This is a genomic window from Nonomuraea aridisoli (assembly GCF_003236395.1).
Taxonomy (GTDB): domain Bacteria; phylum Actinomycetota; class Actinomycetes; order Streptosporangiales; family Streptosporangiaceae; genus Nonomuraea; species Nonomuraea aridisoli.
The window spans coordinates 16,529-27,283 of record NZ_POUD01000106.1 but is presented as its reverse complement, the minus strand read 5'-3'; the positions used below and the strand labels follow the sequence as shown (position 1 = coordinate 27,283).

At 70.9% G+C, this 10,755-nt stretch carries 11 protein-coding genes; 8 read left to right on the top strand and 3 right to left on the bottom strand.

The window, feature by feature from the left end:
* From C1J01_RS50060 to C1J01_RS24210, 7 genes are all read left to right on the top strand, one after another.
* Positions 1–304: hypothetical protein (locus C1J01_RS50060; RefSeq protein WP_220040071.1), on the top strand; the 304-nt coding region annotated here is incomplete at its 5' end.
* Between the two features lie 219 nt (positions 305–523).
* Positions 524–1,084 (top strand): elongation factor P, encoded by a 561-nt coding sequence (gene efp, locus C1J01_RS24235; protein WP_111181271.1) that lies wholly within the window; start codon positions 524–526, stop codon positions 1,082–1,084.
* A gap of 1 nt (position 1,085) precedes the next feature.
* Positions 1,086–1,496 carry a transcription antitermination factor NusB gene (gene nusB, locus C1J01_RS24230; RefSeq protein WP_111181270.1) on the top strand — a complete coding sequence of 137 codons (411 nt, stop codon included), beginning with the start codon at positions 1,086–1,088 and terminating at the stop codon, positions 1,494–1,496.
* 146 nt (positions 1,497–1,642) lie between these two features.
* Complete coding sequence (locus tag C1J01_RS24225; RefSeq protein WP_111181269.1) at positions 1,643–1,981, top strand: MmcQ/YjbR family DNA-binding protein; 339 nt, start codon at positions 1,643–1,645, stop codon at positions 1,979–1,981.
* 282 nt (positions 1,982–2,263) lie between these two features.
* A complete protein-coding gene (locus tag C1J01_RS24220; protein ID WP_235854632.1) occupies positions 2,264–3,001 on the top strand; it encodes a methyltransferase domain-containing protein in 738 nt (245 codons plus the stop codon).
* Positions 3,002–3,056: 55 nt separating this feature from the next.
* Positions 3,057–4,298 carry a DNA polymerase IV gene (locus C1J01_RS24215; protein WP_111181267.1) on the top strand — a complete coding sequence of 414 codons (1,242 nt, stop codon included), beginning with the start codon at positions 3,057–3,059 and terminating at the stop codon, positions 4,296–4,298.
* Positions 4,299–4,526: 228 nt separating this feature from the next.
* On the top strand, positions 4,527–4,934 hold the full coding sequence (locus C1J01_RS24210) for an SCO2097 family morphological protein (protein WP_111181274.1): 408 nt from the start codon (positions 4,527–4,529) through the stop codon (positions 4,932–4,934).
* 60 nt (positions 4,935–4,994) lie between these two features.
* Here the strand turns inward: C1J01_RS24210 and C1J01_RS24205 are convergent, their stop codons facing one another.
* From C1J01_RS24205 to C1J01_RS24195, 3 genes are read right to left on the bottom strand one after another with little or no spacing between them, the layout of a single operon-like run.
* Positions 4,995–7,439, bottom strand: coding sequence for a transglutaminase TgpA family protein (locus C1J01_RS24205; protein WP_111181266.1), 2,445 nt, complete (start codon positions 7,437–7,439; stop codon positions 4,995–4,997).
* On the bottom strand, positions 7,436–8,698 hold the full coding sequence (locus tag C1J01_RS24200; protein WP_111181265.1) for a DUF58 domain-containing protein: 1,263 nt from the start codon (positions 8,696–8,698) through the stop codon (positions 7,436–7,438). The genes C1J01_RS24205 and C1J01_RS24200 overlap by 4 nt, the downstream gene beginning before the upstream one ends.
* On the bottom strand, positions 8,695–9,744 hold the full coding sequence (locus C1J01_RS24195; protein ID WP_438943129.1) for an AAA family ATPase: 1,050 nt from the start codon (positions 9,742–9,744) through the stop codon (positions 8,695–8,697). Before C1J01_RS24195 ends, C1J01_RS24200 begins: the two co-directional genes overlap by 4 nt.
* 399 nt (positions 9,745–10,143) lie before the next feature.
* Between C1J01_RS24195 and mraZ the strand changes: the two genes are divergently transcribed.
* Positions 10,144–10,575, top strand: coding sequence for a division/cell wall cluster transcriptional repressor MraZ (gene mraZ, locus C1J01_RS24190; protein ID WP_111181273.1), 432 nt, complete (start codon positions 10,144–10,146; stop codon positions 10,573–10,575).
* The last annotated feature ends 180 nt before the right edge of the window (positions 10,576–10,755 follow it).

Sequence of the window (10,755 nt, the reverse complement as noted above, 5' to 3'; positions counted from 1 at the left end):
GCGCGAGACCGCCGGCCCGAAGGCCACCCTGGGACAGCAGATGCCCCCGGGCGGGTGGGGCGGGTGGGCGAAGGCGTTCGACGACTCGCTGAGGGCCCAGGAGCGCATGGGCGGCATCGACCCGCGCGTGGCCCGCAAGGCCCGCGAGAAGCTCTGGAGGGCGGCCAGGCGGTCCGGCGACGACCAGGTCCGCCAGGTCACCGAGGTCTACCACGACCTGGTGAAGGCTCTGGAGAAGGGCGAGATGGACCCCTTCGGACCTGCGGTGGACTTCATGAACGACTGGAGCCTGCCCAGCCGGTAGCCCCCGCCCGGCGGCCGAGCCGTTCCTGAGCCCCGCGCGGACCGGTAGACTAGAGGATCGAGTTCCGATCACCGCCGAGCCTGGGGTCTGCTTCCGGGCCGGGGCGGGGTTCGCGACGAGGGCCATCCCTCGTGACACGTGCAGGCGGGCCGGAACTTTCACGAAGACGACCAAGAAGCTGCTCGTCCTGAAGAGCGGCCGCACCCGGGAGAAGAACGAGTGGCGACGACCAACGACCTCAAGAACGGCATGGTGCTGAAGCTCGAGGGCGGTGAGCTCTGGAGCGTTGTCGAGTTCCAGCACGTCAAGCCGGGCAAGGGCGGTGCGTTCGTGCGCACCAAGCTCAAGAACGTCCTGTCCGGCAAGGTCGTCGACAAGACCTTCAACGCCGGCGTCAAGGTCGAGGTGGCCAACGTCGACAAGCGGGAGATGCAGTACTCCTACAAGGACGGCGACGACTTCGTGTTCATGGACACCGAGACCTACGACATGGTCAACGTGCCCGCCGCGACCGTCGGCACGGCCGCCAACTACATGCTGGAGAACACCCTGGCCACGGTGGCGTTCAACGAGGGCTCCGCGCTCTACGTGGACCTGCCCGCCGCCGCCGAGCTGACCATCTCCAACACCGAGCCGGGCCTGCAGGGCGACCGCTCCACCGGCGGCACCAAGCCCGCCACGCTGGAGACCGGCGCCGAGATCAAGGTCCCGCTGTTCATCACCACAGGCGAGAAGGTCAAGGTCGACACCCGCACCGGCGAATACCTCGGCCGGGCCTGAGGTGTCGGCACGCGGCAAAGCACGCAGGCGGGCGCTCGACATCCTCTTCGAGTCGGAGCTGCGCGGCGAGGATCCGCTGAAGATCCTCGCCGAGCGCGTGGCCCGGCAGGAGCCGCCGGTCAACGAGTACACCTCGACGATCGTCGAGGGCGTGGCCCGGCACCGCACGCGCATCGACGAGCTGATCACCACCTACGCCGAGGGGTGGACGCTCGACCGGATGCCCGCGGTCGACCGCAACCTCCTGCGCGGCGGCACGTACGAGCTGCTGTGGATGCCGGGCGTGCCCGAGGGCGTGGTCATCAGCGAGTGGGTGCACCTGGCGGGCGAGCTGTCGACCGACGAGTCGCCGCAGTTCGTCAACGGCCTGCTGGCGCGCTTCAAACAACTCAAGCCAAGCCTCACCCTTTAGACACCCCTTTTGGGCGGACCGCGACCGCCTGTCCGGGGTACGTTCCAACCACGCCGGCCCGCACGGCGGACCGGCGTCCGTACGGCGAAGGGCGCGTCACCAGCCGCGACGCGCCCTTTCCCATGCCCGCGCCTATCGTGGGTGGCATGGTGACGGAAGAGGACGTACGCCGCCTCGCGCTGGCGCTGCCCGAGACCGCCGAGAAGCCCATGTACGGCACCCCCGCCTTCTACGTGCGGGGCAAGTGGTTCGCCCGGATCAGGGAAGAGGGCGACCTGCTGGTGCTCCCGGTGGCCTCGCAGGAGGAGAAGGACGGCCTGGTCGCGGCCGAGCCCGCCAAGTTCCGCACCATGCCCCACTACGACGGCCACGCGATCGTGCTCGTGCGGTTCGGGGCGGTGGACGCCGAGGAGATGGGCGAGCTGCTCGCCGACGCCTGGCGGCTGCGCGCACCGAGACGACTCGCGGCCGGCTCCGACAGCTGACCGCCCGCGCGCCTCCCCCTTCGGGAGGCTGATCCGGGCGCGTCCCGGAAAGGCGCGCCCCGTTCGGGACCCCGATCCCGGCGCGTTCTGGAGAGGCGCGCGTCCCGTTTGGACGGGTGGGCCCGGCACGTCCCGGAGGCGGTCTCGCCGGAGGGGAGCGGGCGCTCCCGCTCACCGCGTAGGCTGGGCCCGTCCGCGAAGAGAGCCGTTCGCGAAGTGCGCGTTCGCGAGGGCGCCGGTCGCGAGGGAGAGGGAGGCGAGCCGACGTTGCGTGCAGAAGGCGTGACGAGGACCCCGGCGGTGCGCACCGCCGTCGTGTGGGACGCGTTGCGGTCCGTGCTGGCCGAGCGCGCCGCGGCCACCGGCCGCGAGTCGCTCGACATCGTCGACGCCGGCGGCGGCACCGGCGGGTTCGCCGTGCCGCTGGCCGTGCTCGGGCACGCCGTCACCGTCGTCGACCCGAGCCCCGACTCGCTGGCCGCGCTCGAACGCCGCGCCAAGGAGAAGGGCGTGGGCGTGCGCGCGCTGCAGGGCGACGCCGCCGACCTCGGCGAGCTGCTGCCCCGGGACGCCGCCGACCTGGTGCTCTGCCACAGCGTGCTCGAATACGTCGACGACCCGATCAGCGCGCTGACCGCGGTCGCCGGCCTGCTGCGCAGGGGCGGGGCCGTCAGCGTGCTGGCCGCCAACCCCGTCGCGAGCGCGATCCACCGGGCGATCGCCGGGCAGTTCGACGACGCCAGGGCCGTGCTCGCCGACCCGTGCGGCAGCTGGGGCGACCGCGACCCCACGCCCCGCCGCTACACCGCCGACACCCTGGTCGAGCTGCTGTCCTCGACCGGCTTCACCGTCGGCTCGGTCCACGGGGTGCGCGTCTTCACCGACCTGGTGCCGAGCAGGATCGTCGACGGCGACACGCGGGCCGCCGAGGCGCTGGCCGCTCTCGAACAGATCGCCGCCACCCACCCCGTGCTGCGCGACATCGCCACGCAGCTGCACGTCCTGGCCCACAGGAGCTGAGATTCGATGACCGCCCCCCTCGGTGTAGAACGCCTGTTCGGATAGAATCGACGGCGTGTCTCGCAAGCAGATCACCGGCATCGGCCCCGCTCCGCGGACCGGGGTCGATGACAGCGGCTGCCCGATCCTCCACGTCGACATGGACGCCTTCTACGCCAGCGTCGAGCTGCTCGACCGTCCCGAGCTGCGTGGCCGCCCGGTGATCGTGGGCTCGCCGGCCGGGCGCGGCGTCGTGCTGAGCGCCACCTACGAGGCCCGCGCCCGCGGGGTCCACTCCGCGATGCCGATGAGCAGGGCGCGCCGGCTCTGCCCGCAGGCCACCGTCATCCCGCCCGACCACGCCAAGTACGCCGAGGTCTCCCGCGGCGTGATGGAGATCTTCCACGCGATCACCCCGCTGGTCGAGCCGATCGCCTCCGACGAGGCGTTCCTCGACGTCGGTGGCGCCCGGCGCAGGCTCGGCCCGCCCGCCGCCATCGCCGCCATGATCAGGGAGCAGGTGCTCGAGCGGTACGGCATCACCTGCTCGGTCGGCGTGGCCGCCAACAAATTCGTCGCCAAGCTCGCCTCCAAGCAGTGCAAGCCCGACGGGCTGCTGGTGGTGCCGGCCGGCGAGGTGGTCGACTTCCTGCATCCGCTGCCGGTGTCGGCGCTGTGGGGCGTCGGCGAGCGCACCGAGCAGGCGCTCGTCCGCCTCGGCATCCGCACGGTCGGCGACCTGGCCCGCGTGCCGACGGGCACGCTCCAGCGCGAGCTGGGGCCGGCCGTCGGCGGTCATCTGGCGGCGCTGGCGTGGGGGCGCGACGAGCGCCCGGTGAGCGCCCACGTGCCCGACAAGAGCATCGGCAACGAGGAGACGTTCGCGACCGACGTGGACGATCCCGAGGTGATCCGGCGCGAGCTGCTGCGGCTGTCGGAGCGGGTGGCGGCCCGCATGCGTAAGGCCGGTCACGTGGGAAGGACAGTAAGTGTGAAGCTTCGCCGTGCCGATTTCACGACGATCAACCGCTCGCGCACGCTGCGCGAGCCCACCGACGTGGCTCAGGTGATCTACGCCACCGCCTGTGAGCTGTTCCACGCCGCCGGTCTCGAGCGGGTGAGGTTGCGCCTGGTGGGGGTCAGGATGGAAAACCTGCGGCCGGCCGGCGAGGCCGCTCATCAGCTCGGTCTCGGCGAGAAGGAGACGGGCTGGCGCGAGGCGGAGCAGGCCATGGACAAGGCGATCCGGAGATTCGGACCCGATGCGGTGCTCCCGGCGTCCCTAGTACGTGGCAAGCTTGATGAAATAGAGACATGACGTCCATGTCCGGATCTGTGGGGGCGTGCGTGTCACGATTTTGGGGTAAGGGGGGCGAGATGGTCCACAATAGAGCCATGACGTCACCTCCGGTTTGGTCTGCGTTGGACGTTTGCTTTCGCCTACGTCTACAGCCTCGTATTCTGGGGATAACCGACCGCGAGGTTCGGACACCCCGTGTCGTCCGTTGCCGTCTTCCCCGTCCTGGGGCCGTCCTTGGGAGGCGCCGTGCCGCTCTCTGAGCACGAGCAGCGCTTGCTCGACCAGATCGAGCAGGCCCTCTACGCCGAGGACCCGAAGTGGGCCAACACCGTAAGGATCAGTGACCCACGCAGCCATTACAAGCGCCGCCTGATCAAGGCCTCCATCGGCTTTGCCATCGGTGTCGTCGTCATGATGGTCGGCGTGGTGTTGAGTGGCAGTGCGCTGATCCCGCTCGGCGTCGGCGGTTTCGTGGTCATGCTCGCCGCGTGTCTGTGGGGCCTGTCCAGTTGGAAACGCATGAACGGGTTCGGTGACTCCGCCGCGCCCCAGGGCGGCGCCGTTCCTCCGGGCAAGCAGGCCCGCCGGGGAAACCGGGGCACGTTCATGGAGCGCATGGAAGAGCGCTGGCGCCGTCGTCACGACGAGCGCTGACCGAATCGGCAGACGAAAATGCGGCCGCCCCTCGGGGGACGGCCGCACGTTCGTTCCCGGTCAGGAGCCCTTCTGCGCTGCCGTCCTCCGCAGCCTGATGGTCTCCAGCAGGTCGAACCCGTCGAGCAGGCGCTCGCCCGCCCCCCGCAGCCGCCGCAGCGTCGAGGGCGGCAGCAGCAACGCCCGCACCCGCCGTCCGCGTGACACCGTGGCCGCCAGGGCCTGCCGCACCGTGCGCAGGTCCTTTCTCATGGGTGCGATCACGCCCGGATCCCTGGCGAACAACACCCGCTCCACCGCCGAGGCGATGGCCGTGATCGCCGCGGTCGCGTCGGCGTCGAACCCGTACTGCTCGGCCAGCCGGCGCGCCAGCGCCCGCGGGGTCTCGCTGGGCACCCGCGCCATGCCGTAGTCGTACAGCACGTCGTCCAGCTCCGCCCACGCGGCCGCCACCGACGGATGCCGGCCCGACGGGCTCGACATCATCGCGGCCGTCAGGTCGTCGGCGGGCTCCGACACCTTCCATCCCAGCGTGCGTACGCGCCGGCTCCTGGTGACCAGCCGCATCCCGGCCGGGATGAGCAGCACCAGCAGCAGCACGCCCGCCCCGATGCCGATCTGGCCGATCAGCGGCATCGACTCGTCCACCGGCACCGCGCCGGGCGCGGACTGGGCCTCGCGGTCGAGCTGGCGCTCGTTCTGCCGGGCCTGCTGCTCCGACGGCTCGTCGGAGGAGGAGCTCGTCGCGCCGGGCGTCGGCGTGCTCGTCTCCTCCTCGGTCGCCTCGGGCCTGGGCTCCGAGTACGCCGGCACCCGCGCGCTGCCCTGACCGGCCGCCCCCGACGGAGTCGGCTCGAACGGCAGCCAGCCCACGCCCTCGAAGTACAGCTCCGGCCAGGAGTGGGAGTCGTTGGTGCCGACCGACCACCGGTCGCCGATCTTCACGCCGCCGGTGTAGCCGATGGCCACCCGCGACGGGATGCCCACCACCCGGGCCAGCACCGCCATCGAGGCGGCGAACTGCTCGCAGTAGCCCGCCCGGTCACGCAACAGGAAGTCGCGCAGCGCCGAGTTGCTGTGGCCCTGCGTGCGCAGGTTGTAGGTGAAGCCGCCGTCCGTGGTGAAGAACTGCTGCAGCATCACCGCGGCCTCGTAGTCCGTCCTGGCCTCCGAGGTCACCTCGACGGCCAGCGCGCGGATGTCGGGGGGCAGGTTCGGCGGCAGGCGCAGGTAACGCGGATCCGTCGTCGGCTGCCTGCCGTTGAGGGAGTCGAGCAGGTCCGGGTTCACGTCCGGCTCGCTGGTCTGCACCTCGTACTCCAGGCCGGCGGCCTCCTCGCGGGTGGAGAAGACCATCAGCGTGTCGACGTCGGCCCGCCAGTCGCCGTCCACCTGGATCTCCCGCGCCGGATACGGCAGCGGCAGGAAGGACAGCCGCTCGATCTGGTCGCTGATCCGGATATCGGTGACCACGTCCTTGGTCGCGGTCTCCAGGCTGAGGCCCGCGGGGGCGGGCAGCGGGCCGTTGTCCGTGCGGTTCTGCGGCGCGCCCTTCGGCTCGGTCATGCCGAACTGCTGGCCGTCGAACGTGTCCAGCGCGTAGATCCGCAGGTAGCGCGGGGTGTCGTCGTTGTTGGCGTAGTTGAGGACCTCGCGCGGCTCCGGCAGCTCCAGCTGGCCCTTCAGGTTGGCGATCGGGTTGGGGATGCTGATCGAGTTGCCCCGTCCCGACCCCGAGCCGCCCACGCCGAACGTGAAGAACGACACCGGCTCCATCGCCGGCAGCAGCGCCGGCACCAGCACCGCCAGCGCGATCGCGGCGAACCCGATGCGCTTGCCCGACAGCCGCAGCCCGTTCGTGTCCGCGGTCCCGGTCCCGGGCCTGGGGGCGACCGGCTGGCCGGGGGCCACGCGGGTGCGGCGGACCAGCACCGCCCTGCCCCAGCGGCCGACGCGCTCGTGCCCGTCGGCGACCAGCAGGCCGATGAAGCCGAGCGCGGCCAGGATGAACGCGGGCCAGCTGATCGGGTCGGTCAGGATCGTCGCCGGGACCATGGCCAGGGCCAGCAGCGGCAGCCCGGCGAGCGCCGCCCGCCGCATCCGCACGGCCAGCAGGTCAACGGCGATGGCGATGAGCGCCACGCCGCCCGCGGTCAGCAGCGTGATGCCCTCGGTGTCCGGGACCGGGGCGGCGAAGCGCTGGATGTCCTCCCACCCGACGCCCAGCAGCCGCGCCAGCTCCACGACCGACTCCTTCGTCGGCACCAGCAGCGCCCACGCCTTGTCGGAGGAGAAGGACAGCGTCAGGTACAGCCACGTCGCGGCCAGCCCCACCAGCGGGGTCGCCCACCCGGGCAGCGCCAGGCGGTTGCTCAGCAGGCCCGCGGCCACCACGGCGAGGACGGCGCCGAGCGACGTCCAGAACCAGCTCCCGCCCTGGAAGAGCGGGGAGAGCAGGAACGCCGCGGTGAACGCGGCCGCTCCCGAGGCGATCGTCAGTCTCATGCCGCGCCTCCCGTGGGGTTGAGCACGTACCTGCCGCGGTTGGCGGCGTCCTGCCAGACGGCGGCGATCGAGACGCCCGCCGGCAGCCGCACGATGCGCCAGCCGTAGCCGGCCAGGATCGTCTGCGCGGCCTCGAAGTTCTCCTGCGCGCTGCGGTCGCTGCCCTCCCAGGTGCTCACGTCGAGCATCACGGCCACGCCGGTGATGCTGCTGTGCCTCAGCCTGGCCAGCTCACGCGCCTCCTCGGCGTCGATCGCGCCGAGCACGGCCACGATCAGTCCCTCACCGCCGCCCTGGCGCAGGGCCGAGACGCCCATCTCCAGGGTGCGGGCGGGGCTGTGCCGGACGACGGCGAGCGTGTCGAGCAGCGAGTGGCTCACGCCGCTGTCGCTCAGGTGCTCGGGGCCCTGGTCGGTCACCAGCCGCAGGCCCAGGCCCTCGCGGGCCAGGTGCACGCCGATCGAGGCCGCGGCCGAGACCGCCGTCTCGAACGACGAGCGCGGGCCCTCGCCACGGTGGGCGTGCCGGCGGGTGTCCAGCAGGAGGGCGCCGCGGCTCTGCCACTGCTGCTCCTCGCGGCGCACCATCAGCTCGCCGCGGCGGGCGGTCGAACGCCAGTGGACCCGCCGCAGGTCGTCGCCCTGCCGGTATTCGCGCGGCGCGACGTCGTCGTCGCCCGCCGCCGCCACGTTGCGCGTACGGCTGTCGCCGCCGCCCGCCCACTCGCCCGACAGCCGTACGTGCGGCAGCGCCGCGACCGGCGGCGTCACCACCAGCGTGTCACTGATCGTGAACGAACGGGTCAGCTCGACCAGCCCGAACGGGTCGGCGATCCGGATGGACAGCGGCCCGATCGGATACCGGCCGCGCAGGTCGGAGCGGACCCGGTAGTCGATCTCCCGCACGCCCCTCGGCTCGACCCGGTCCAGCACGAACCTGGGCCGCACGCCCAGCGCGTACGGGACCGTGTCCTCGATGAGCAGCAGCCCGGTGGGCAGCCGGGTGACGTTCTCCAGCCGCAGGGTCACGGTGGCCTCGCCGCCCACCTCTGCCCTGAGCGGGTCGAGACGCCTGGCGCAGCTCAGCCGGTAGCGGGTCCTGGCCACCACCATCGCGGCCAGCAGCGGCAGCGCCGTCACCAGGATCCCGATCCTGAACAGGTCGTTCTCGCCCAGGAGGACCGCCATGACCAGCGCGGCGATCCCGGACGCCAGGAACGACCTGCCCCGCGAGGTCAGCGCCCGCAGTCCGGCTCTCACGACGCTCGCGTCTCCGGCACCGGCACGCGCCTGATCAGATCGGTCACCACCTGCTCGGGCAGCCGGCGCTGCCCCTGGGCCTCGACGCTGGGCAGCAGCCGGTGCGCCAGCACGGGAATGGCCAGGTCCTGCAGGTCGTCGGGGATGACGTAGTCGCGGCCGGCCAGCGCCGCGTGCGCCCTGGCGGCGCGTACGAGCTGCAGCGTGGACCTCGGGGAGGCGCCCAGCCGCAGGTCGGGGGAGTGGCGGGTGGCCACCGCCAGGTCGATGGCGTACTTCTTGACCGCCTGGGAGACGTAGACGCCGCGTACGGCCTCGATGAGGGCGCGCACCTCCGCCGTCGTCGCCACCGGCTGCAACTTGTCGAGGGGCGAGGTGCCGCCGTGCACGTCGAGCATCTCCAGCTCGGCGGTGGGCTCCGGGTAGCCCATCGCCACGCGCGCGGTGAAACGGTCGCGCTGCGCCTCGGGCAGGGGATAGGTGCCCTCCATCTCGATCGGGTTCTGGGTGGCGATCACCATGAAAGGGGCGTCCAACTGGTAGGTGACGCCGTCCACCGTCACCTGGTGCTCTTCCATGCACTCCAGCAACGCGGACTGGGTCTTCGGCGAGGCGCGGTTGATCTCGTCGCCCACGACGATGTTGGCGAAGATCGGCCCCGGCTTGAACTCGAACTCCCTGGTCTGCTGGTTGTACGCACTCACCCCGGTGATGTCGCTGGGCAGCAGGTCGGGGGTGAACTGCACCCGGCGGACGGGACAGTCGATGGAGCGGGCGAGTGCTTTGGCCAACATGGTCTTGCCGACGCCCGGGACGTCCTCGATCAGGAGGTGTCCCTCGGAGAGCAATACGGTCAACGTGAGGCGGACTGCGTCGCTCTTGCCCTCGATAACCGACTCGATGGCCTCGCGGATGCGGTGTGCCGTGGAGACCAGCTCGTCGAGCTGGGGAGGGACGTCATGGGTTACTGCCACCAGGCCTCCATGAGAAGTGCGACGGCCGTCCCGTGAGGTGCCATTGCGGGAGCCATGCCATTCCTTTTCCATTGTCTGTACGACCCTACGACGCTGTGGGTTCGAGAGCGACATTTGTGGATAGTCCAGGCAACCCCTGTTTAGTTCCTGCTCATGTCGCATACAGGTGCGATTCTCATGACACATGCGGGAGCGGGCCGCTCCACTTTCCTCCACCCCGTGGCTTCCCGAGCCCCGCGAGTCCTTATTCCGTCGGCCTTTTGAACCCGCCGACACGCCCAACGGCGGGGACCGGCCGCTCACCCCCCTCCACTCTGCTCCATCGCGCTGACCTGCGGTAACGCATCGGAAACTGATGATGAAGACGGTTCGAATCAGTTGACGGTGGGGAGAAGTGGAGTATGGTGGTGCGCAGTGGAGGGCCCGGTGCACCAGCGCTGAGCGCTTCACGAGGCACGGGAGGTGGGGCCGGTGTTCCTCGGCACCCATCAACCGCGTCTGGACGACAAGGGACGGCTGTTCCTGCCGGCTAAGTACCGTGAGGAGCTGGCGGAGGGTCTTGTGATCACCAAAGGCCAGGAGCGATGCCTCTACGTCTTTCCCGTGGAGGAGTTCCAGCGCATTACCGAGGCTCTCAGCACCGCCCCGGTCACCGCCAAGGCGGTGCGCGACTACAGCCGCGTCTTCTTCGCCAGCGCGTCCGACGAGAAACCAGACAAACAAGGCCGCATCACGATCCCGCAGGGCCTGCGCCAGTACGCCGGCCTGGAGCGTGACTGCGTCGTCATCGGGGCCAACACCCGGCTGGAGATCTGGGACGCCAAGGCCTGGGACACCTACCTCAGCGAGCAGGAACAGGCGTTCGCCGATCTGTCGGAGGAGGTGCTGCCAGGGATCTTGTGAATGACCACGGTCGATCCGTCGGTGAAGTCGTTCGGCGAGGTCTCCACCCGCAACCACTGTCCGCCAGCTGATGCACCTTCCCCGGTGTCAGATGACGGGCGTCCACGAAGAGGGTGCGGATGGGGACCTGGCCGGGCGGCGCCGGGTGGGGACCCAGGAGAATGACCGGCGAACGATCGC